We start from the raw sequence: 20,831 nt of genomic DNA on the forward strand, positions 1-20,831 counted from the left end.
CGATCCGGCGGCGCGCGATCGTTGCGAGATCAGGCCAAACGGGCGACATAGACCCCACGGATCACGCCACCGGGCGATCCGAACCCACCGCAGAGACGAGCGCTGGCGCCCGCGCGTTCGCACGCCACGGCATCGTCTTGCCATATCGAGGAGCGTCTTGAAATGACCGAGATCATCGCCGGCATCCGCGTACCCGACAGTGTCATGGCCCGCGCCGCCACCCAGCTGGTGCGCGATACCGAGGACTACCTGCTCTACAACCACAGCCGCCGGGTGTTCTTCTGGGGCGCGCTGACCGGCAACCGCCGCAAGCTGAAATTCGATTCCGAGTTGCTCTATATCGGGGCCATGTTCCATGACATGGGTCTGACGGCGGCGCATGCGAGCCCGGACCTGCGCTTCGAGGTGGACGGCGCCAACGCCGCGCGCGACTTCCTCAAGAGTTACGGCGTGTCGGAACGCGACATCGAGGACGTCTGGACATCGATCGCGCTGCACACCACGCCCGGCGTTCCCGAGCACATGCGCCCGACCATTGCACTGGTCACCGCCGGCGTCGAGATGGACGTGCTCGGCATCGCATATGACGATTTCGCGCACGAACACCGCGACCACGTCTGCGCGCACCATCCGCGCGAGGCCAACTTCAAGGAAAACATCATCGACCATTTCGCTGCCGGCACGATCAAGAAGCCGCTCACCACCTTCGGCAACGTCAAGGCCGTCGTGCTGGCGCTGAAGGACATGAATTACACAAGGATGAACTTCTGCTCGATCATCCTCGGCTCGAAATGGCCGACATGACGCCGCGCCGAATTGCAATTCGAGTCGCGAAGGAGACAACCATGTCCATCGCCGTCAACACCGGCTTCGCCGAAGCCGAACGGACCAGCATCGCCGAGGCGCTCTCGAAGGTGCTTGCCGACACCTATGCGCTGTATCTGAAGACGCATGGCTACCACTGGAACGTAACGGGTCCGACGTTCCAAGCCCTGCATACGCTGTTTGAGGGACAATATAGCGAACAGTGGCAGGCGCTGGACGACATCGCCGAGCGCATTCGCGCCCTCGGCGAGTTGGTGCCGCAGACTTACTCCGCGTTCGCCAATCTCACCGCGATCAAGGACGGCCACGCCAGCCTCGACTCCGACGCCATGGTGGCTGAGCTGCTGCTCGACAACGAGACCGTCGTGAAGGCCATCCGCGGCGCCTTCGCAGTCGCCGAGTCTGCCAGCGATGAAGCGACGATGGACATGCTCAACGCCCGCACCGCCGCTCACGAAAAGCACGCCTGGATGCTGCGCGCGACGCTCGACGTGAAATAGGACCGCCCAACAGCAGGCATATCAGGGAGAACGACAATGACCGCTTTCGAGATCAATCGCGACGCCTCCGCGGCATTGCATGCCGAGCCAGCGTTTCGCGGCAACGACCAGCCGATCCATAAAGACTACTGGCTCGACGTCGCGCTCGAGGACAGCTTTCCCTGCAGCGATCCGATCTCCTCGATGCGAGCAGACTGAACCCGGCGCGGTTCAGGCGTGCGGACCGCGGTCAGGGCCTGGAGCTCGCCCACCGGCCGCGAGCGCGAGCCTGGCAAGGTAGTGCGTCCAACCCTTGTCATGGCTCGCGCACTGCGCCGCATTTGGCAGGCCGCTGTGGGTCATGCGCAACAGCGTGCCGTTGTCCTGTTCCATCAGGTCGATCTCTATCAGGCTCGATCCCGGCGGCACTTCGGCGCCGCCCTCCCAGCCGAAACTGTAGGCCAGGCGATGCACCGGCACGACCTCGCGAAACGCGCCGCGCGCCGCCCGCGACAGATCGCCGGAGACGCCCTTGAGCAGATAGAGCCCGCCGGGATGCAGCTCGGTTTCGGCCTCGAGCCCCATCCAACTGACGATCTTCTGCGGATCGGTCAGGAAGGCGAACACGGTTGCGGGCGGAGCTGCGATCTGCATCTCGCGTTGAACGATGAAGGCTTCGGTCATCGGTTGATCCTCCATGGGCGGTCAGGTTTCGGGATAATTCGTGACAAGGGCGGCGCATCAACTCCATGATGGGTGATGCGATTGTCCTCGACACTGAGCTGGCTGGTCGACGCCGCCGCCGAGACCGCGGGCGCCAACCGGTTGCTGGCGGACCTCGGGAGCCACCTTATCACGGATGGCCTGCCGCTTGCCGGCGGCGCGCTGACACTCGAAGTTCCGCATCCCCTGATCGAACGGCGCACCTGGCTGTGGCGCTCGGGCAATGGCGAGGTCATCGAGGCGCTCGGGTTCGCGCCGGAACAACCCTTTGCGATGCCCGAGTTGGTGGGATCCGGCGATGCCGGCCGGCGCTGGCTCGGCAGCCTTGCGCCCGGCCCCATCCACGAGAACACGATCGGAACGCGACCGGATGGCCCGACCCTCGGCTGGATCGGAACACGCCCCTTCACGCCCGCCGAGGCGGACCAATTGCGCGAGGCGGCGCGCTTCACGGCCGCACCGCTTGCCGCGCTCGCGGCGCGCGCGACACTCACCGCGGCGCTGGAAGCCTATCTCGGCCGGCGCAGCGCGGCGCGCGTGCTGGCGTCTCCCTTGCGGCGCAACACCGGCGAGACCATCCGTGCAGCCCTGCTGTTTGCCGATCTGCGGGGCTTCACCGCGCTCTCCGAAAGCCATCCGCCTGCCGAGGTGATCGCGGCGCTCGACGCCTGGTTCGACCGCATCGCCGGCGCGATCCATGCCTTCGGCGGCGAGGTGCTGAAATTCATTGGCGATGGCCTGCTCGCGATCTTTCCGGTCACGACCAGCGCGCGCGGCGCATGCGAGGCGGCGCTGCGCGCGGTATCGGCGGCGCGCGTCGGCATGGCGCATCTCGATGCCGAGCGGCGCGGCCGCGGCCTGCCGCCGCTGCCATTCGGCGCGGCGCTGCATCTCGGCGAGGTGCACTGGGGCAATATCGGCGCGGCCGACCGCCTCGACTTCACGGCGATCGGCGCCGCGGTCAATCTGGTCAGCAGGCTGGAAGGACTGTGCAAGCCGCTCGAGCAGACCGTGCTGGTCTCGGGCGCACTCGCCGCCGAGACCGAGATGCCGCTGATCGCACTCGGCACCCACGAGCTGCGCGGCATCGCACGGCCATGTGCGGTCTTCACCTTGCCCGAGGGATGAGCCGGTCATCGGAACAGCCGCAGCCACGGCGCCAGATGGAAGGCGCTCATCAGCGCATACATCGGCACCATCCCCTGCAGTGAAAGCGGCCCCTGCATGCCGCCGCAGATCATGTCGGCCGGCGCCATCGCCGCAACCAGCGCCATCAGCGCGAAGGTCGGCGCCGCCGCCAGCGAGAGCCAGCGCGCCACCATCGGACCGCGCCCGCCAAGCCCGCCCCTCGACCAATCCTCACGTGTTTCGATACCGCTCATCGTTCGATCTCTCTGGAGCTGATCCATGTCGTCATGTGCTAGGTTAGGACCGGGCCTCGGAGGGCGAGAGTGACAAGTGTGTCGGGATTCGAATGGACTCGCTGATTACAGCTGCGGCGCGCGCGCTCGCGGCGGGTGATCCCCTCGGCGCACTGAAACGGGTGGCCCTGCGCGACGATGCGCCGGCGCTGGCGCTGCGCGGCATAGCGATGGCCCGGCTCGGCGATTTCGCCCGCGCCAAGGAGCTGCTGCGGCGGGCGGGCCGGGCCTTCGGTCCGCGGGAAGCCATCGCACGGGCGCGCTGCGTGGTGGCCGAGGCCGAGATCGCGGTGGTGTCGCGCGATCTCTCCTTTCCCAAGAAGGCGCTCGCCGCGGCGCGCGCGACGCTGGCAGCGCATGGCGATGCGCTCAACGCCGCGCATGCCGGCTATCTCGAAATCCGCCGCCTGCTGCTGATCGGAAGCCTCGATGCGGCCGAGCGCATGCTCGACGACCTCGACCCAGCGCCCTTCCCGCCGGCGCTGCGGGTCGGCCATGAACTGGTCGTGGCCGGGATCGCGATGCGGCGGCTGCGCACCAAGCCCGCACGCGAAGCGCTGGCGAGGGCCAGGGATGCGGCGCGACGCGCCGGCATCGCCGAACTCGCGGCGGAGGTCGAAGGCACCGCGCAGCTGCTCGCGACGCCGGCGGCGCGTCTGATCGCACGCGGCAGCGAGCGGCCGCTGCTGCTCGCGGAGGTCGAGGCCCTGCTGGCGTCGAAGGCGCTTGTCGTCGATGCCTGCCGCTATGTCGTGCGCGATATCAGCACCACGGTGTCGCTGACGCGGCGGCCAGTGCTGTTCGCGCTCGCCCGTGCACTTGGCGAAGCCTGGCCGCAGGACGTGTCGCGCGGCACGCTGATCGCGCGCGCATTTCGCGGCAAGCACGCCGATGAATCGCACCGCGCGCGGCTGCGGGTCGAGATCGGACGTCTGCGCCGGGCATTGCAGCCGCTCGCCGATCTCAGTGCGACGCCCGACGGCTTCGTGCTGGAACCGCACAACCGGCGCGACGTCGCCGTGCTGGCGCTGCCGGTCGAGGAGGAGCATGCGGAAGTGCTCGCCTTCCTCGCCGACGGCGAGGCCTGGTCGAGCTCGGCGCTGTCGGTGGCGCTGGGGGCGAGCCAGCGCACCGTGCAGCGCGCGCTCGACGCGCTGGCCGCCACAGGCAAGGTGCAGTCGGTTGGCCGCGCCCGCGCCCGGCGCTGGATGACGCCGCCGGTGCCGGGATTCACGACGACGTTGTTACTCCCTGCCCCGCTGCCGAACGGCTAGCATCAGGGCGCAATTAGAGCGTTTTCGAGCGAAGTGGGTACCGGTTCGCGTCAAGAAAACGCGTCAAAACAAGAACCAGGAGCGCCGCATGAAGAAGTTCGAAGCCGAGATCATCCGGGAATATGCCTTCGAAGGCGTCGAGAGCGTGGGCGGCGTCAGCTTCGACGGCGAGCAGGTCTGGTTCGCCGCCGGCGGCCGGCTGATCGCGTTCGATCCCGACAGCGGCAAGACCACCCGCATCCTCGACATCGCGGCCCATGCCGGCACCGCCTTCGACGGCAAGCACCTCTATCAGATCGCCGAGGACCGCATTCTGAAGATCGAGCCGGACAGCGGACGCGTGGTGTCCACCATCCCCGCGCCCGGCGGCGGCCGCGACTCCGGCATGGCCTGGGCGGAAGGCTCGCTGTGGGTCGGCCAGTATCGCGACCGCACGATCCACCAGATCGATCCGGAGACCGGCAAGATTCTCCGCACCATCGAAAGCAACCGATTCGTCACCGGTGTCTCCTGGGTCGACGGCGAACTCTGGCACGGCACATGGGAGGAGGACCAGAGCGACGTGCGGCGGATCGATCCGCAGACCGGCGAAGTGATCGAACGGCTGGAGATGCCGCAGGGCGTGTTCGTCTCCGGGCTCGAATCCGACGGGAAGGACCGGTTCTTCTGCGGCAGCGGCTCCACCAACAACAAGGTGCGCGCCATCCGGCGGCCGAAGCGAGGAGCGCGCGCCGGATGACGATGGCCTATTCAGGGATATCTGTGATCACTTCGCGGCCAGGGAAAGAATAGAGCGGATGATCCGACGCTTTTCGTCCGACAAACCCGCGAGCAGCGCCTCGTCGAGATGCTCTTCTCGAATGAGCCGCGCGAAGACAAGTGGCAGCTGCGAGTACCGGTAATCGAACATCTCGTCGATCTCCCTCCTTTGCCGGTGCAGATAGTCACCAACTTCCCACATCTCCGACGGCGTCCCTGCTGCGCCGGCCCTGCTCTTGAATTCGGCCATCACCCTGGCGAGTGCGCACACTAGCGCTGAATCGTAGGCCTTGCGCGCGATCTTCTTCTCGGCCGGGGACCATTCGAGATCATGGTACATGGTGGGCTCTCGCGGACTTCGTTGGCGCAGTGATGACGGTCACTGCAATGGCGTTCGGGCGGGTGAGCGCCCGACCGATCCAATGATGCCACAACGTTGCCGTTTCGCCTGCCGCTCGGCAAGAACAATACGTCGGTCCGGGCGGCGCGCTGCATGACGCATGGCAAACTTCACGCCGGCGCCGGCACCGCATTGGGCCGCGCCGCCGGCATCGGCCGGAACGTCATCATGATCAGGAACGCGCCGATGCCCATGGCCCAGGAGCCGACATAGAGCCACGTGTAGCTCGCAAAGGCATCGTAGATCAGACCGCCGAGCAAGGGGCCGGTTGCCATGCCGAGGCTGCCGGCCATCGACGTGCCGCCAATCACAGTGCCCATCATCCGCAGCGGAAAATTCTCGCGGACCAGCACGGCATAGAGCGGCATGGTGCCGGCATAGATGAATCCGAACACCGCCGCCACCGCATAGAATGCGGCAAGCTCGCGGACGAAGGCGTAGCCGAGCGCGCCGAACGCCTGGGCGAGCAGGCCGAACACCAGCAAGCGCTTGGCGCCGAAGCGATCGCCGAGCAGGCCGAAGGCGATACGGCCGCCCATGCCGGCCAGTCCTTCGACACTGTAGATCGTCACCGCTGCGATCATCGGGACGCCGCAGGTGATTGCGTAGCTGACGGTGTGGATGATCGGGCCCGAATGGGTGGCGCAGCAGAAGAAACTGGTCGCGGTCAGGATGATGAATTGCGGCGAGCGCAGCGCCTGCGCCAGCGACATCGGCGGCTCCCCGTTCTCGGTGACCGCCTCAGCGTGGTCGCCTTGCAACGCCGGCGGACGACGCACCAGGAACGCGACCGGGATCATGATCGCGCCGACCACGCCTGCTACGATCAGCATCGCGGATCGCCAGTCGTGGTGGGAGATCAGCCAGGCCGCAAGCGGCGACATCGTCATCGGCGCCATGCCCATGCCCGCCGACACCAGCGAGACGGCGAGACTGCGATGGGTGTCGAACCAGCCGGTGACGCAGGCCATCATCGGGGCGAAGATCGCGGCGGTGGCCCCGCCGACCAGCACGCCGAACACGAACTGAAACGCCAGCAACGACGTGGCCTGGCTTGCCAGCGCAAGGCTCGACGCCAGCACGACCGATCCGGTCAGCACCACCGGGAGCGGCCCGAACCGGTCGGACAGCGTGCCCCAGATCATGCTGGTGAAGGCCATCGCGAGGAAGCCGATCGTCATCGCGCTGGAGATGCCGGTCACCGACCAGCCGGTCTCCCGCGCCATGGGCTGGAGGAACACCGGCAGCGAAAACATGCCGCCGATCGCGACGCAGCCGAGCAGGCCGCCGGCCGCGACGATCACCCAGCGATAGGTCGAATTGCTCATTCCGGAACTCCCATTCAGCTCGTTCTGGATGGAAGACGAGCGGGACGGCGAGGAACCGACAGCCGGCGATCCGCTCCGGCTCACTTTTTTGCGAGCGAGGCAGCCTCCAATGGCCGCAACCGCGCCCCTCCCCCCTCGGCGCCTAGCGACCAGCCAAACTGCATCCGGGCTGCGGCGCGATCTCGCCGAGCGCGCGGACCTGCACCAGCTCGCTCCCTTGCGTCCTGGCGATGAACATGTTCATCGCCGCGTGGTGATCCGGACCGAGCGTCACCGGGCCGGTCGGCGACGCAATGGTGAGGCCCGCCATCGCGTCGATGATGGCCTCCTTGTCGAGCTTGCCGGCCTTCTCGGCCGCCACCTTGAGCGCGATCAGGGTGTTGTAGTGCGTCATCACGTAATTCGACACTGCGACACCGGCACTGGCCGCAGCGCGCGCCTTGGCGACGAAAGCCTTGACCGAGGGGTCGTCGCTCGCCGCAACCGCCGGCACCACGGTCACCATGTTCTGTCCCTTGCCGCGGAAGATGCCGAGATCGACCTCCGACAATCCAAGGAAAGCGACCGTGATCTCCTTCAGCAACCCGGCCTCGTCGGCCTGCCGGATGAAATCCATGCCGTCGCCCTTCAGCGCGAACAGCAGCACCTTGGCCCTGCTCGCCGCGACCTCCTTGATCAACGGCGAAAAGTCGGTCTCGGTCCCCAGCGTGTATTTGGTCCCGACCACCTTGCCGCCGAGCTTCTCGATCAAGGGCTGCGCGATGTCGAACATCTGGTGCGGCCAGACCCGGTCGGCGCCGAGCAGGAAGTATGTGTTGCCGAAGGTCTGGGTCATGTAGGGCAGCAGCTGGCCGAGCTCCTGGTTCGGCACCGCGCCGAACGAGAACAGATACCGGCTGCATTTGCCGCCCTCGTAATTGGTGGCGTAGAGCAGCGGCGTCTTCGAACTCTCGGCCAGCGGCACCAGCGCATTCAAATTGCGCGAGGTGATCGGACCGACCACGGCCAGCGCGCCGTCCTTCTCGACCAGCGAGCGCATCGCGTCAGCGGCGGCCTCCGGCCGCGTCTTGTCGTCGGCATAGATGATCTCGACCGGCCGGCCGAGAATCCCGCCCGCCGCGTTGATGTCGCGCGCCGCGAGATCGAGCCCGAGCTTCGCCTGCTGGCCATAAAGCTCGACGCCACCGGAAAACGGCAGCACCGCGCCGACGCGGATCGGTCCGCCGGCGTCCGCTGCGCGCGAAGGTCGCAGCGCCGTGGAGCCGAGCAGCAACGCGAGCGCGATGCACGTGATCGTGCGTGATGCCATGTGTCCTCGATTCGCACCGCCGACAAGCGCAACGTCAGCCGAGCCTAGCTGCGCGGCTCGAAAGGATTGGTTAAGAGCGCAACCGCCGGGGCAATCCCGCAGGTATTGCTTGGTTGCGGAATTGCCTCGCGACCTCCGAGAGGTATCGGCCAATTCGCGATGATAAAGGACAGCCAACCCTACAAACGTCGCCGGCGTGAGCCGCGAAGAAATCGGCGCGTAGTTCGATTGTGGACGATGCAACCCGAACTTGCCCGAGATCCAGGATTTGAACTCAGACGAGCCGATCACCTGATCGAGATCTTGAAAGCTGACTGTGTCCACGCCGAAAGCCCTCATCGCATCTCGAATCTTGGCATCCTCACGAGACTCCCAGTTTTGTGAGCGAACCCACCTGAAGAACACCTCAGGAATGCTCGTGTTTGGCATCTGGTCGTGGCACTCGCGGCACACCAAGAACAAATTTGACACATTGTCGCTTCCGTTAAGCGATCTTGGGATTATGTGACAGCGTTGAAGAGGAATGCGATTCCAACATCGCAGTATTTCGTCCCAACCCACGTCAGGCCGCTTGATGTCGTACCTTGTGCCATAGTGAAATCCGCAAGCCCAACAGCGAGGCTTCCTCGGTTCTACATGCAAGTACAACCGCGAAAATCGATGCCTCCAGTACTCATATATTTGCGCTTTCGACGGAAGAGTATCTGCAGACTGCCACATAGTCATAGCATGCCTTCCAGAAGCGAAGCGCCGGCACGGGTTCGAGGTGGCGACGGCAGAGAATCAGCACCTGATAGAGACGCTTCCGACGCTCGACTACGACGTGATCAGCCTGCCGAAGGTTTCATCATCTGAGCGCGTCGACTTCGTCCTGGCGACGCTCGGCGGCTGCATCACACCTGTTGCCTGATCAGGCCATCACTCCGCAGCCTCGCGCTGCTGAATGCCCTGCTCGCCATCGAGCTGCAAAATATCGTTGAAGCGGTTGAAGGCCCCGCACAGCGCGATCCGCCAGGTCAGTTCGACGATCTGGGCTTCCGAGAAATGCGCGCGCAGCCGCGCGAAGATCTCGTCGCGGGTCTTGTTCCAGTTGTTGGTGACGGCGATCGCATATTCGACCACGAGCTTGTCGAGCGCGTCGAGCTCGGGATGATCCTGATAGTCGAGCAGCCGTTCGGCGCCCGCCTCCGAGACGCCCTGGATCGCGAGCTTCGGCGCATGATGCGACACGCAATATTCGCACTTGTTCAACAGCGACACCGTCACCAGCGCGAGTTCGAGATGCCGTTTCGACAGTACCGCCTCGTCGGCAAGATCGACCAGCAGCGACCACGTGTGCTTGAAGATCGCCGGGCGCTGCGCCATGACGCCGGCCTGGTTCTCGAACGCGCCATAGGTCGTCATCTTGTCCCACAGCGGCTTGAGCTCGGCCGGCAGGTCGTTCTTGGTCTTGATGGACACGCGTGACATGGATCTTGCCTCGGATCGGAACTGAACCGACGCAGCCTGCCCCGCTTCGGCAGGCGCCGCAAGCCGCAGCGCCGCATGGCAGGCGTCGCGTCAGGTCGGCGCCACTAGCTCAGAACGACGTCCCGCCGCCGAACCTGAACTCCTGCACGATGTCGTACTTGCCCTTGGTGATCGGCACCGCGTAGTCGAAACGCAGCGGCCCAAACGGCGACGCCCAGATTAGTCCGACGCCCACCGAGGTTCTCACGACATTCTCGTCGTCGTATTGGAGGCCGCATTTGCAAGCAGCCGTATTAACCTCGCCGGTCGCGGCCCACGACGTCGGTCCTTGGTAACCCCAGAGCGAGCCGGCATCCGCATAGACCGCGCCCTTGAGCCCGACCTCCGAGGGCAGGAACCAGAATGGCATCTGCAGCTCCATCGAAGCACCCCAATATTTGGTTCCGCCGAGCGCATCCCCGCCCCCCCCCCCCGAGACTCGCATAGGTGATGTCACGCGGACCGATGCCGTTGGTGGCGAAGCCGCGCACGAGATTCGGCCCCATCTGGAAATGATCCAGCATGCGCAGATCGTTGTCTCCGATCTTGGTGAGCAGGCGGCCCTGCAGGTGGATCAGCACGATAAGGTCGGACACCAGCGGCGTATAGTATTTGGCGTCGACCGCGCTCTTTAGATACGTCACGTCGCCGCCAACGCCGGCAAAATCCTGCTTGAAGTCGATCAGCAGGCCGTCGGTCGGGTTCTTGTTGTTGTCGAGGGTGTTGTAGCTGAGCGTGTAGCCTAGCGCGAGGTCCAGGTCGCACCGGCAGCCAGTTCCTTGCGCACGGGCAAGGTGGATTCGCCGTCGCCGTAGCAACCATATCCATAGAGCCCTGACGAGACCGAGTTGGTCGGATCGACGCCGCCGAGCACACTCTGGATGTAGGCGGGCGTGGGATTGAACGCGAGCGACGGGTTGGACGCGTTGTTGTTGCAGTTCGCGTAGGCGCTATCGAGCGAGATTTCCTGCTGGTAGAGCGAATACCGAAGCTGGAGCGTCAGGTCCTCGCGCAGTGCCAGACCCAACCGCGGTGAGAACCCGATCGTCTTCACGCCATAGGTCGTGTAATCTGTCGGCAACTGCTCCTTGTAATAGGCATCGAGCCCGAGCGCGACGCGATAGTCGAGCAGATACGGCTCGACAAAGGACAGCGACAGGCCGCGCGAGTACTGGCCGTAGCTGACCGTTGCCTTCGCAAACAGGCCACGGCCGAGCAGATTGCTTTCTGAGATGCTGACCTCGGCCAGCGCGCCGTCGGTCGTGGAATAGCCCCCCGAGACGGAGAAGTCGCCGGTCGACTTCTCCTCCAGATTGACGACCAGAACGACGCGGTCGCTCGATGAGCCGGGCTCCGTGGTGATCTTGACCGTCTTGAAGTAGTCGAGATTCTTCAGCCGCCGCTCGGCACGATCGACCAGCGCGCGGTTATACGCATCGCCCTCGGAAAGATCGAACTCGCGCCGGATCACGTAGTCGCGCGTGCGGCCGTTGCCGCGAATGTCGATGCGCTCGATATAGGTCCGCGGCCCCTCCTCCACGCGGAACATGATCCCCACCGTGTGGGCCTCGAAATTCCGGCTGCCGTCCGGACGGACCACGGCGAAGGCATAGCCGCGGCGCGAGGCTTCGATCTGCATGTCCTCGACCGATTTCTCGATGGCTTCGACGTTGTAGAGCGAACCTTCGCTGACACGCGAGAGCGAGCGCAGGGTATTTGGATCGAATCCCGCGATGGTCGAGCGGAAGCTCACCGTCGCGACGCGGTACTGCTGCCCTTCGTCGATCTTGAAGGTGACCTGAAAGCCCTTGCGTCCCGGGTCGTATTCGGCGAGCGCGGCCACGACCTGCACGTCGGCATAGCCATGCTTGAGGTAGAAGCGGCGGATCAGGTCGCGATCGGCCTCGACGCGATCGGGGTCGTAGATGTCGCCGTTGCCGAGAAAGCTCAGGAGGTTCGACTCATGGGTCTTGATGATGTCCTTCAGGCGCGCCGCCGAGAAGCTGTTGTTGCCCATGAACTCGATGGTCTTGACGCCGGTCTTCTGCCCCTCCTCGACGGTGAAGACGAGATCGACGCGGTTGCTCGGCCGTTCGATGATCTCAGGCGTGACGTGCACGTCGTAGCGGCCGGAGCGCCGGTAGATTTCGGCGATCCGCAACGCATCCGACTGCACCATCGGCCGCGACAGCGTGCCTCGCGACTTCGACTGCACCTCGGCCGAGAGCTGCTCGTCCTTGATCTTCTTGTTGCCCTCGAACGCGACCCGGTCGATCACCGGGTTCTCGATCACCGAGACGACAATCCGGCCGCCGGCGCGATTGATCTTGACGTCCTGGAACAGCCCGGTCGCGAGCAGCTCCTTGAAGCCGTCGTCGATCGCGGCCTGATCGAGCTGGCCGCCGGGCCCCGGCCTGAAATAGGAGCGGACGGTTTCCGCCTCGATTCTCCGGTTGCCTTCGACGGTGATCGCATCGACCGATTGCGCCGCCGCTGGAGCCACCAACAGCCATGTCCCCGGCGTTCCCGGGATCGACAAACCCGAGAGCACGACCGCCACGACAAGGCTCCGCCACGTCTTCATTCCACACCTCGCGAACAAGCCACCCGTTGTGAAGGGACGGTGATGGCTGCGGTGTGGCTGCTAGGTTGCGGGTTTATTTCCAGTGGTTTGGGACTGTAAGCGCGACGCGACGCAGCCCTTGCCCGGTTTGTTTCCGGCGGGCGCGCGCCGGTTACACTCCAGAAACACTATACTGACGAAAAGGCACAATGCCGCCCACAAGCGACGCGTATGCTGGTCGATTGGTGGCTGAACGCGCACCAGAACGCGCGCCAGATGACATCATGACCAGGGCCCAGACACGGACCATGCTTGCACATACGCCAAAGATCCTGGTCGTCGAGGACGATCAGCAAACCAGGGACTTGATTGCCCGCTACCTGCGCGACCAATCCTGCCTGGTAGCCACCGCCTCGAACGGCCGGGAGATGGATCGCTACCTTGCCGGGCATTCGCTCGATCTCGTCGTGCTCGACCTGATGCTACCGGGAGAGGATGGGCTGACGCTGTGCCGCCGCCTGCGCGGCGATTCGACGATCCCGATCATCATGCTCACGGCGAAAGGCGAGGACCTCGACCGGATCCTCGGGCTCGAGATGGGAGCCGACGATTATCTCGCCAAGCCATTCAATCCGCGCGAGCTGCTGGCGCGGATCAACGCCGTGCTGCGCCGTCAGGCCCAGGCCGATCTTGCCGGGCGCTCCGGCCAGAGCTCGACCCGGCTGCGCTTCCAGGACTGGACCATCGACCTGCGCGTGCGCGAACTGCGCGATCCCGAAGGCGCCCAGGTGCCGCTGACGAGCGCGGAGTTCGATCTGCTGCAAGCATTTTGCGAGCGGCCCGGCCGTATCCTGACGCGGGATGGCCTGCTGACCACGACGCGCAGCCGGCCGGCCAGTCCGTTCGGGCGCAGCATCGATGTGCTGGTCAGCCGGCTGCGTCGCAAGCTCGATACGAACGAAGGATCATCCGTGATCCGGACAGTGCGGACCGGCGGATACATCTTCACGCCGCATGTGGAAGACGCATGAACTGGACCCGCAGGATTGCCGCGCTTTTCAGTTTCCGGCGGATCAGCGGCCAGATCGCCGCGCTGATCCTGCTTTCGCTGGTGTTGATCCACGCGCTGATCGGACTGTATTTCACCAGCCAGAAGCCGCGATCGTTTGCTGACCGGCCGATCCATCAGTTCCAGTTGATTGCCAAGCTTCTGGCTGTGACCCCTGCGGCCAATCGCGCAACGCTGTTACAGGCGGCCGATCGGGCCTTTCCCCGGCTGCACTTCACATTGCGCGACGCCGGCCCGGGTTTGTCTGACGATGCCAATGCGCCAGCCGTCGACGATGTCGATGAGTTTTCCGCGAAGACCGCACCGGCGGCGGTTCGGTTGCCGGACGGCGCCCTGTTCGAGGCAACGATCGGCCCATCGAAAATGCCGCCCTTCATCGGCGCATTCTGGCTGAGTACGTTCCTGTTCCTGTTCGTCAGCGTCACGCTGCTCGGCGTGTGGGCCGGGCGCGCGCTCAGCGCTCTATTGTCCGCGTTCGCCCGCGCCGCCGAGAATTTCAGCATCAGCCAGGCGGCTGCACCGCTTCCCGAGACGGGCCCGGAGGAAATCCGCGCGGCGGCGGTCGCGCTCAATCAGATGCGCGAACGCATCACCAGCCTGATGAACGACCGCACGCGCATGCTCGCCGCGATCAGCCACGATTTGCGCACGCCGATCACCCGGCTGCGGCTCAGATCGGAATACATCGAGAACGACGCCCACCGCGCGGAAACCCTTCACGACCTCGACCAGATGCAGGCGATGCTGGAATCCGTGCTGTCATTTCTGAGCGGCGGCAGCGCGGCGAAGCCGACCCTCGTCAACGTGGCTGCCCTGTTGCAGACGATCAGCGAGCAGTTCTCCGACTGCGGCCATGTCGTGCGCTACCAGGGCCCGAACAGGGCGTCCCTGATGATCCGCTCCGGCGAGATCAGCCGCGCCGTGACCAACCTGGTCGAGAATGCCCTGCGCTTCGGAAGCGAGGTGGAGATTCGGCTGACCGCATCGGCCGACCGGGCCACCATCGACGTAGCGGACGACGGTCCGGGGATTCCCGAACACCGCCGCGCCGAAATGCTGAAGCCCTTCGTGCGCGGCGACGAGGCGCGCACCATGGATGAGAAAAGCGGCTTCGGACTTGGCCTTTCGATCGCCGACGCCGTGGTCCGCGGGCATGGCGGCGGGCTCTCGTTGCACAACAACGTGCCGCACGGCCTGCTCGTCCGCATTGAGCTGCCAGGAACGCCGCGCCAGGAGCCGGATCGCAGCGGGTCGAATTCGTCGCGCCGACTGCTTCACGAGGACGCCCTTGGATAGGCTGAGCGTCAGGATTTCTTGCCTCTGCCTGCCGGTCGCTTCTGGTCCGTTCCGGTATTCTTGAGCTCGTCCTGGGTGACGCGGCAGTCGCCGTTCTTGTCGTTTTGCAAAATGAACTCGTTCGGCTTGCCGACGAACTCGCTGCGCGTGATCTTGCCGTCCTGGTTCTCGTCGAAATAGCCGAAATCCGCGTCGGCGAGCGCGCTGCCGGGCCGACGAACGCCTTCGAACTCGGCAGGCGTCAGATTGCCGTCGTGGTTGCGGTCGGCACGATCGAACAGCCGTCCGAGATAGGCCTTCCACTCGTCGCAGGTATAAACGCCATCGCGATTGGCGTCCCAGATCTCGGCTGCGCTCGCCGGCGAACGATCTCCGCCCGCCTCGCGACGATGCTCCTGATCTGACGGAACCGGTTGAGCCGATGCGAAGGAGATGACCGCGCAGAGCAGGCTCATCGTGGCAATCATCCCGCAGATCGATGACGATCTTCCGCGCAAACTGATCCCTCCTCCGCATCATTGCGACGCGGGCCGGAGTTGCCGGTCGTGCCGTGGCGAAAATGCGGAAGGCCCCGGTGCGGATACAGCGCGTTACAATTTGCCGCCGCGGGATCAGCCCTTCTTCGGATCGCCGCGCGTGTTGTGCAGCAGATTGTCGCGAAGCCTGACAACGCTCTTCTGTACGACGGGAAATTCGTCGCCGAGCCCGGTCGCCTCGATCAGCGAGAAGTTGATGTCCTTGTCGAGCAGGCGCCTTCCCGCCGGCGTCAGGTTGACCCGCACCTGCCGCTCATCGGCGGGATCGCGGACGCGGCTGATATAGCCGCTCTGCTCCAGCTTCTTCAGGATCGGCGTCAGCGTGTTGGATTCCAGAAACAGCTTCTCGCCGAGCGCGCTGACGGTCAGATCGTCGGCCTCCGCCAGCGCCACCATGGCAATGTATTGCGTGTAGGTCAGGCCGACCGCGTCCAGCAGCGGCTTGTAGGCGCGGCCGAAGGCCAGATTGGCCGAATAGACCGCAAAGCACAGAAAATTCGAGAGTTTTCGGGCTTTGGTGTCGGCCTTGGAGGGGCGGGTCACGGGCGTCTCCGGAGTTCGTGATGTCCGGGTCAATATAAATCGTATCCGATTAAATCGGAAGTGCTTGACACGCTCAGGCGCCAGGTCTATTTCAACGCGCATCCGATTAGATCGTATACGATCTATATACATCCAAAAGGAGCTCGCCATGACCGCCAATGCCAAGGTTCTCGTCACCGGAAAGACCCACGTCACCGCCGGAGCGAACGGCGCCGCCCGCTCGCGCGACGGCTTCCTCGACGTCAAGCTGCCGCAGCCGCACCCTGCCGCCGAAAACCTGTTCGCGGCCGCCTGGTCGGCCTGCTACATCGGCGCGATCCAACTCGCCGCGGGACAACGCAAGGTCAAGCTCGCGAGCGAGCCTGAGGTCGACGCCGAGATCGATCTGAACCAGGCCGGTAGCGCCTTCTTCCTGAGCGCGCGCCTCAACGTCCACGTTCCCGGCGTCGAGCGCGAGGTTGCGCAGCAGCTGATCGAAGCCGCCCACGGCATCTGCCCCTACTCCAAGGCGGTCCACGGCAACATCGACGTCACGACCACCCTTGTCTGAGACGCGCGCATGACGACCTCCGGCGCGGGCCGGCCACTTGCCGGCTCGCGGTCGGACGACGAAGCACAGGAGTTCAAAATGACCAGCAGACTGATGAAGGCGACGCGCCTGTTCGCAAGAGCGGCCCTGATCGCTGGAAGCTTCCTGACGATCCCGACCGCGCAGGCTCAGCAGCCGGCCGGCATCACGCGAACCGACCTGCAGCGCCATGATCTCAGCGTGCCCGGACGTGAAGCCGTCCAGGTGCGTGTCGACATCGCGCCCGGCAAGGCGTTCGGCCGGCACTCCCATCCCGGCGAAGAGATCATCTATGTGCTCGCCGGCACGCTCGAATACGACGTCGACGGCAAGCCGCCGGCGACGCTGAAGGCCGGCGACGTGCAGTTCATCCCCGCAGGCACGATCCATGCGGCGAAGAACGTCGGCAATGTTACCGCCAGCGAGCTTGCGACCTATATTGTCGAGAAGGACAAGCCGCTGCTCTCTCTCGTGAAGTGAAGCCTGCCACCTGCCCGGCCCTATCCCGGGGCGGGCGCGGCGATATCTCCTTCACTTCGTGCATTGAACCTCGGCCTGCCGCACCGGCCGCGCGTTGAAGATCAGCAGACTGGTCGCGGCCATGATCCACACGCCGACGCCGCCATAGAGCATCACCCAGCCAAAGCCGCTGGCGAGCGCCTGATGCACGACCGGGCCGGTCAGCTCGGGCGACGCTGCAACATCGCCGGCCGCGATCCGCTCGGCGATGACGCGCAGTTGCGCGCCGTCCAGTGCCGGCAGCACCGCCTTCAGATGCGCCAGCACACCGCTCGCCAGGATAAAACCCATCAGCGCGATGTTGACCGCGAGCGAGACCATCCGCGCGCTCATGTCGATCCCGGAGGCCATGCCGGCACGGTCGCTCGACACCGAGCCCGTCGTGGTGTTGGTGACCGGCGTGTTGGTGATGCCGAGACCAATTCCGGCGATCAGGCAGCCCGGCAGCATCGTCAGCCAGTCGGGCTGCGCAGCGGCGTTGCCGAACCTCATCAGCATGAATCCGGTGCCGATGATGAACAGCCCCACTGGGATGATCAGGCCCGGCTGATAGCGCAGCGACAGGCGCTCAGCGAAGGGCGGCATCACCAATGTCGGCAGCGTATAGGCGAGCAGCGCAAGACCGGCGGACACGCTGTCATAGCCGAGGCCGGCGTGAAACCAGATCGGCAGATAGATCATGACGGCCAGTAGCTGAGGTTCATCGCCGCCGAGCCGATGATCGAACCGGAGAAGGCTGGAATACGGAACACAGAAAAGTCGAACATCGGCCGCCGGCTGACTTTTTCGGCGACGAGGAACGCGACGAAGCTCACGGCGGAGACGCCGAGGATCGCGAGCCCCTTCGTGCCTAGGAAGCCGAGATCGGGCCCCTGCGTGATGTAGAAGGCGAGGCAGAACACGGCGAGCGACATCGTCACGATGCCGGCGACGTCGAGGCTGCTTGCCTTCGGGTCCTTCGATTCATGGACGCCACCGATCGTGAGCACGAACGCCACAGCCGCGAACAGCACGTGGACAAGGAACACCCACTCCCAGCTCAACACCGCGGCAACGGCGCCGCCGATGATCGGCCCGAAACCGAGACCGATGCCGAAGATGACGCCCCACCAGCCCCAGGCGACCGCACGCACCCGGCCGCCCTGGAATTCATGCGACAGCACGGCGATCTGACAGATCAACAGCGCCCCGCCGCTGAGGCCCTGCAGAAACCTGGCGACGATCAGCATTTCTACGCTCTGCGCGACGCCGCAGATCAGCGAGGTGATGCCGAACGCCGCGATCGCGACCAGGAAGATGCGCTTGCGCCCATAGCGGTCGGCCACCGTCCCGATCGCCATCAGCATCGTGGTGACCGCGATCGTGTAGGCGTTCATGATCCATTGCAGCGCCTTGAAGTCGGCATGCAGCACCTGCTCGAGCGTCGGCAGGATTGCGGGGATGCTGGAGATCTCCAATCCAAACATCAGGCAGGCAAGGCATACGGCTGACAGCACGACAGCGCCGCGGCGGCTCAGTTCAGAAGACATGATCAGGCCTTTTGTTGTGCCGAGCCAACGGCATACCGCACGCTGTTGCCAGGGTGCTGGCAGCAGCGTCGGTCGATTGACTCACGATGTATTGAGGCAGCAGCGGCAGGAATCGGGTGGCCGCGGCGCTTCAGAGCGCAAAGCTAGAGCATTTTCCGATCACGTTGCGTCGTAACCAGCCGCGACGAGATAATTTTGGCATTCCTCGGGTGAGAAGCGCTTGAGAGCGTTGGCGATTGCTTGCCAGCGATCGGGCATGGTGCGCGCTGCGGCGGCCCGCAACAGGGCTTTCAGTTTAGAGAAGGCCATTTCGATCGGGTTGAAGTCTGGACTGTAGGGCGGAAGATAGAGCAGGCTTGCTCCGACCGCCCGGATGGCCTCTCGAACGCCATGGACCTTGTGAGCGGGCAAGTTGTCCATGATAACGGTATCGCCCGGCCGCAGCGATGGGGCGAGCAATTGCTCGACGTAGGCCAGGAAAGCGTCGCCATCCATTGGACCGTCCAGAACAAGCGGCGCGATCAGACCGTCGGAGCGCAATCCAGCGGTGAATGTCGTCGTCTTCCAATGTCCGTGTGGGATAGCTGCACGACATCGCTCGCCGCGTGGCGAGCGGCCGTAAAGCCGCGCCATTTTGGTGTTGGCGCTGGTTTCGTCGATGAAGACGAGACGCTCAGGGTCAAGATCGATTTGCCCTTCGAACCACTCCTCACGCGCGGCATTTATATCGCCGCGCCGTTGCTCGGCGGCGTGCGCTGTCTTTTTTTAAGTGTGATCTTTCTGCGCTGGAAAAAACGCCAGAGCGACGCGATGCCAGTCGATATTCCACGACGTTTCAACAGTTCTCGCAACTCGGCGAGCGTGATATCCGGCTTCGCTGTCACTGCCTCCAGAATCAATTGCGAATGCGCTTCGATGCGCTGCGATTTGCGGTCACCGCCCTGGCGTTTAGGAACGATGTCGCCAACTTCCTTGAGGCGACCGCGCCAGCGGATCGCACTGGCCGCGCTGACACCAAAGCGCTCAGCAGCCTGTCGACAGGACATGCCACCGTCAATCGCGGCTATCACCCTTTGACGAAGATCAACCGAAAGCGCCCTGGCCATACATGCTGGCCTCCCTCGCCAGCATGCAGCTTGAATCTGACTCGCGCCGTTTTGGGAATCCCCACCCGATTCATTCCGGTCGGAAAATGCTCTAGTCACGGCTTGAGCATTGGTGAATTGGATGACTAGATATTTCAGAGACAACAATTCCGGATGACTGACATGACCACGCTTGACGTCGATGCCGTGAAGACCTTCGTGACCATCGCCGAGCTCAGGAGTTTTACGCGCGCCGCCGAAGCACTCGGCACGACGCAGGGTGCGATCAGCGTGAAGCTGAAGGGGCTGGAGCGCCGGGTCGGCCACAGGCTGATCGAGCGGACACCGCGGCTCGTACGCCTGTCGGCACAGGGCGCCGAATTCCTCGTGCCGGCGCGCGAACTGCTCGCCGCACATGATCGCGCTGTCGCGGGACTGTCACCCGCGCGCCGCCGCCGCTTCTCGCTCGGCATCGCAACCCATGTCGGAGGCGCCGAGGTCCCGACCTTGCTGGCGCGGCTGCATGCGCACGACCCGGCGCTCACCATCGAGGTCCGACTCGACGATTCCCGCGACCTGCTGGACGCCTTCGATCGCGGCCAGATCGACGCCGCGATCATCCGCCGCGAGGACGACCGCCGCGACGGCGAGATGCTGGCGACGGATCACTACGGCTGGTTCGCCACGCCGGACTTTGTCCATCGCGCCGGCGAGCCGCTGCGACTGGCCGCCTCCTCGCCGTCCTGCGGCGTGCTCAACATCGCCACGCGGGCGCTGGCGGCGGCGAGCATTCCGTGGACGGAGACCTTCCTCGGCTGCGGATCCTTTGCGGTCGCCGACGCGGTCGCCGCCGGCCTCGCCACCTTGGTGTTCTCGTGCCGCCTCGCACCGGCAGGCACAATCGAGGTCAGCCGCCGGTTCGGCCTGCCTGCCCTTCCGCCGTCCGAGATCGTCCTGCTGTCAGCGTTATCGGATGCAAAATCCCGCGTCGTGCTGAAGACGCTCGTCAGCGCCTTTCGCGAGCATCATCGGCTGCCTGCAGATCGCGCAGCCGAGGAAATCCGTGCCGTCATGGAAGCGGCTGGGTCCTGAACCA

21 protein-coding genes and 3 pseudogenes are annotated in these 20,831 nt (G+C 64.7%); 12 read left to right on the forward strand and 12 right to left on the reverse strand.

Annotation, left to right across the window (positions count from 1 at the left end; genetic code table 11):
• Positions 1-162 precede the first annotated feature (162 nt).
• Genes HAP54_RS39490 through HAP54_RS39500 form a run of 3 tightly spaced genes read left to right on the forward strand, consistent with a single transcriptional unit; the run spans position 163 to position 1,523 of the window.
• A complete protein-coding gene (locus HAP54_RS39490) occupies positions 163-804 on the forward strand; it encodes an HD domain-containing protein (protein WP_166296395.1) in 642 nt (213 codons plus the stop codon).
• 41 nt (positions 805-845) lie between these two features.
• Complete coding sequence (locus tag HAP54_RS39495) at positions 846-1,325, forward strand: Dps family protein (RefSeq protein ID WP_166296398.1); 480 nt, start codon at positions 846-848, stop codon at positions 1,323-1,325.
• Between the two features lie 36 nt (positions 1,326-1,361).
• Positions 1,362-1,523, forward strand: a complete 162-nt coding sequence (locus HAP54_RS39500) for a hypothetical protein (RefSeq protein ID WP_166296401.1) — start codon at positions 1,362-1,364, stop codon at positions 1,521-1,523.
• A gap of 12 nt (positions 1,524-1,535) precedes the next feature.
• Here HAP54_RS39500 and HAP54_RS39505 read toward each other — a convergent pair whose 3' ends face one another.
• Positions 1,536-1,988: an SRPBCC family protein gene (locus HAP54_RS39505; protein ID WP_166296404.1), complete on the reverse strand. Its 453-nt coding sequence runs from the start codon at positions 1,986-1,988 to the stop codon at positions 1,536-1,538.
• Between the two features lie 75 nt (positions 1,989-2,063).
• Between HAP54_RS39505 and HAP54_RS39510 the strand changes: the two genes are divergently transcribed.
• On the forward strand, positions 2,064-3,155 hold the full coding sequence (locus HAP54_RS39510) for an adenylate/guanylate cyclase domain-containing protein (RefSeq protein WP_166296407.1): 1,092 nt from the start codon (positions 2,064-2,066) through the stop codon (positions 3,153-3,155).
• A 5-nt stretch (positions 3,156-3,160) separates the two neighbouring features.
• On the opposite strand, the gene HAP54_RS39515 is transcribed toward HAP54_RS39510, so the two are convergent.
• Positions 3,161-3,409: a hypothetical protein gene (locus HAP54_RS39515; protein WP_414646165.1), complete on the reverse strand. Its 249-nt coding sequence runs from the start codon at positions 3,407-3,409 to the stop codon at positions 3,161-3,163.
• Positions 3,410-3,501: 92 nt separating this feature from the next.
• On the opposite strand from HAP54_RS39515, the gene HAP54_RS39520 reads away from it, so the two are divergent.
• Positions 3,502-4,722: a helix-turn-helix domain-containing protein gene (locus HAP54_RS39520; RefSeq protein WP_166296410.1), complete on the forward strand. Its 1,221-nt coding sequence runs from the start codon at positions 3,502-3,504 to the stop codon at positions 4,720-4,722.
• An 88-nt stretch (positions 4,723-4,810) separates the two neighbouring features.
• Positions 4,811-5,461, forward strand: a complete 651-nt coding sequence (locus HAP54_RS39525; RefSeq protein ID WP_166296413.1) for a glutaminyl-peptide cyclotransferase — start codon at positions 4,811-4,813, stop codon at positions 5,459-5,461.
• Positions 5,462-5,488: 27 nt separating this feature from the next.
• Here the strand turns inward: HAP54_RS39525 and HAP54_RS39530 are convergent, their stop codons facing one another.
• The 4 genes and pseudogenes from HAP54_RS39530 to HAP54_RS52655 form a co-directional block, all read right to left on the reverse strand.
• Positions 5,489-5,821: a hypothetical protein gene (locus HAP54_RS39530; protein ID WP_166296416.1), complete on the reverse strand. Its 333-nt coding sequence runs from the start codon at positions 5,819-5,821 to the stop codon at positions 5,489-5,491.
• Positions 5,822-5,991: 170 nt separating this feature from the next.
• A complete protein-coding gene (locus HAP54_RS39535; protein WP_166296419.1) occupies positions 5,992-7,209 on the reverse strand; it encodes an MFS transporter in 1,218 nt (405 codons plus the stop codon).
• 142 nt (positions 7,210-7,351) lie between these two features.
• Positions 7,352-8,518: an ABC transporter substrate-binding protein gene (locus HAP54_RS39540; protein WP_224742014.1), complete on the reverse strand. Its 1,167-nt coding sequence runs from the start codon at positions 8,516-8,518 to the stop codon at positions 7,352-7,354.
• Positions 8,519-8,959: 441 nt separating this feature from the next.
• A pseudogene (locus HAP54_RS52655) lies at positions 8,960-9,244 on the reverse strand (hypothetical protein); the annotation flags it as partial.
• A gap of 40 nt (positions 9,245-9,284) precedes the next feature.
• Between HAP54_RS52655 and HAP54_RS39545 the strand changes: the two are divergent.
• On the forward strand, positions 9,285-9,428 hold the full coding sequence (locus HAP54_RS39545; protein ID WP_166296425.1) for a hypothetical protein: 144 nt from the start codon (positions 9,285-9,287) through the stop codon (positions 9,426-9,428).
• Positions 9,429-9,436: 8 nt separating this feature from the next.
• Here HAP54_RS39545 and HAP54_RS39550 read toward each other — a convergent pair whose 3' ends face one another.
• A complete protein-coding gene (locus HAP54_RS39550) occupies positions 9,437-9,988 on the reverse strand; it encodes a carboxymuconolactone decarboxylase family protein (RefSeq protein ID WP_166296428.1) in 552 nt (183 codons plus the stop codon).
• Positions 9,989-10,097: 109 nt separating this feature from the next.
• A pseudogene (bamA, locus tag HAP54_RS39555) lies at positions 10,098-12,611 on the reverse strand (outer membrane protein assembly factor BamA).
• Between the two features lie 263 nt (positions 12,612-12,874).
• Between bamA and HAP54_RS39560 the strand changes: the two are divergent.
• Together HAP54_RS39560 and HAP54_RS39565 are read left to right on the forward strand one after the other, a co-directional pair.
• Positions 12,875-13,621, forward strand: a complete 747-nt coding sequence (locus HAP54_RS39560) for a response regulator (RefSeq protein ID WP_224741583.1) — start codon at positions 12,875-12,877, stop codon at positions 13,619-13,621.
• Complete coding sequence (locus HAP54_RS39565) at positions 13,618-14,955, forward strand: ATP-binding protein (RefSeq protein WP_166296431.1); 1,338 nt, start codon at positions 13,618-13,620, stop codon at positions 14,953-14,955. Before HAP54_RS39560 ends, HAP54_RS39565 begins: the two co-directional genes overlap by 4 nt.
• Positions 14,956-14,963: 8 nt before the next feature.
• On the opposite strand, the gene HAP54_RS39570 is transcribed toward HAP54_RS39565, so the two are convergent.
• Together HAP54_RS39570 and HAP54_RS39575 are read right to left on the reverse strand one after the other, a co-directional pair.
• Positions 14,964-15,422 carry an EF-hand domain-containing protein gene (locus tag HAP54_RS39570; RefSeq protein ID WP_166296434.1) on the reverse strand — a complete coding sequence of 153 codons (459 nt, stop codon included), beginning with the start codon at positions 15,420-15,422 and terminating at the stop codon, positions 14,964-14,966.
• A gap of 144 nt (positions 15,423-15,566) precedes the next feature.
• Positions 15,567-16,034 (reverse strand): MarR family winged helix-turn-helix transcriptional regulator, encoded by a 468-nt coding sequence (locus HAP54_RS39575; protein ID WP_224741582.1) that lies wholly within the window; start codon positions 16,032-16,034, stop codon positions 15,567-15,569.
• A 148-nt stretch (positions 16,035-16,182) separates the two neighbouring features.
• Between HAP54_RS39575 and HAP54_RS39580 the strand changes: the two genes are divergently transcribed.
• Positions 16,183-16,584: an Ohr family peroxiredoxin gene (locus tag HAP54_RS39580; RefSeq protein ID WP_166296440.1), complete on the forward strand. Its 402-nt coding sequence runs from the start codon at positions 16,183-16,185 to the stop codon at positions 16,582-16,584.
• A 93-nt stretch (positions 16,585-16,677) separates the two neighbouring features.
• Positions 16,678-17,082: a cupin domain-containing protein gene (locus HAP54_RS39585; protein WP_166306878.1), complete on the forward strand. Its 405-nt coding sequence runs from the start codon at positions 16,678-16,680 to the stop codon at positions 17,080-17,082.
• 51 nt (positions 17,083-17,133) lie between these two features.
• On the opposite strand, the pseudogene HAP54_RS39590 reads toward HAP54_RS39585, so the two are convergent.
• Positions 17,134-18,650 (reverse strand): annotated as a pseudogene (locus tag HAP54_RS39590) (MFS transporter).
• 159 nt (positions 18,651-18,809) lie between these two features.
• Positions 18,810-19,756 (reverse strand): IS630 family transposase gene (locus HAP54_RS39595; protein ID WP_166296443.1). Its coding sequence is split into 2 segments (ribosomal slippage): positions 18,810-19,417 and positions 19,417-19,756, totalling 948 coding nucleotides; the frame shifts between segments, so codons are not numbered across the junction.
• 162 nt (positions 19,757-19,918) lie between these two features.
• Here HAP54_RS39595 and HAP54_RS39600 point away from each other — a divergent pair.
• Positions 19,919-20,827 carry a LysR family transcriptional regulator gene (locus tag HAP54_RS39600; protein ID WP_166296446.1) on the forward strand — a complete coding sequence of 303 codons (909 nt, stop codon included), beginning with the start codon at positions 19,919-19,921 and terminating at the stop codon, positions 20,825-20,827.
• Positions 20,828-20,831 lie beyond the last annotated feature (4 nt).

This window comes from Bradyrhizobium sp. 2S1, from assembly GCF_011516625.5.
In the GTDB taxonomy this organism is placed as follows: domain Bacteria; phylum Pseudomonadota; class Alphaproteobacteria; order Rhizobiales; family Xanthobacteraceae; genus Bradyrhizobium; species Bradyrhizobium septentrionale.

Coding starts and splice junctions, on each gene's coding strand:
- HAP54_RS39490 (WP_166296395.1), top strand. CDS start 163: ATGACCGAGATCATCGCCGGCATCCGCGTACCCGACAGTGTCATGGCC.
- HAP54_RS39495 (WP_166296398.1), top strand. CDS start 846: ATGTCCATCGCCGTCAACACCGGCTTCGCCGAAGCCGAACGGACCAGC.
- HAP54_RS39500 (WP_166296401.1), top strand. CDS start 1,362: ATGACCGCTTTCGAGATCAATCGCGACGCCTCCGCGGCATTGCATGCC.
- HAP54_RS39505 (WP_166296404.1), bottom strand. CDS start 1,988: ATGACCGAAGCCTTCATCGTTCAACGCGAGATGCAGATCGCAGCTCCG.
- HAP54_RS39510 (WP_166296407.1), top strand. CDS start 2,064: ATGCGATTGTCCTCGACACTGAGCTGGCTGGTCGACGCCGCCGCCGAG.
- HAP54_RS39515 (WP_414646165.1), bottom strand. CDS start 3,409: ATGAGCGGTATCGAAACACGTGAGGATTGGTCGAGGGGCGGGCTTGGC.
- HAP54_RS39520 (WP_166296410.1), top strand. CDS start 3,502: ATGGACTCGCTGATTACAGCTGCGGCGCGCGCGCTCGCGGCGGGTGAT.
- HAP54_RS39525 (WP_166296413.1), top strand. CDS start 4,811: ATGAAGAAGTTCGAAGCCGAGATCATCCGGGAATATGCCTTCGAAGGC.
- HAP54_RS39530 (WP_166296416.1), bottom strand. CDS start 5,821: ATGTACCATGATCTCGAATGGTCCCCGGCCGAGAAGAAGATCGCGCGC.
- HAP54_RS39535 (WP_166296419.1), bottom strand. CDS start 7,209: ATGAGCAATTCGACCTATCGCTGGGTGATCGTCGCGGCCGGCGGCCTG.
- HAP54_RS39540 (WP_224742014.1), bottom strand. CDS start 8,518: ATGGCATCACGCACGATCACGTGCATCGCGCTCGCGTTGCTGCTCGGC.
- HAP54_RS39550 (WP_166296428.1), bottom strand. CDS start 9,988: ATGTCACGCGTGTCCATCAAGACCAAGAACGACCTGCCGGCCGAGCTC.
- HAP54_RS39560 (WP_224741583.1), top strand. CDS start 12,875: ATGACCAGGGCCCAGACACGGACCATGCTTGCACATACGCCAAAGATC.
- HAP54_RS39565 (WP_166296431.1), top strand. CDS start 13,618: ATGAACTGGACCCGCAGGATTGCCGCGCTTTTCAGTTTCCGGCGGATC.
- HAP54_RS39570 (WP_166296434.1), bottom strand. CDS start 15,422: ATGATTGCCACGATGAGCCTGCTCTGCGCGGTCATCTCCTTCGCATCG.
- HAP54_RS39580 (WP_166296440.1), top strand. CDS start 16,183: ATGACCGCCAATGCCAAGGTTCTCGTCACCGGAAAGACCCACGTCACC.
- HAP54_RS39585 (WP_166306878.1), top strand. CDS start 16,678: ATGAAGGCGACGCGCCTGTTCGCAAGAGCGGCCCTGATCGCTGGAAGC.
- HAP54_RS39600 (WP_166296446.1), top strand. CDS start 19,919: ATGACCACGCTTGACGTCGATGCCGTGAAGACCTTCGTGACCATCGCC.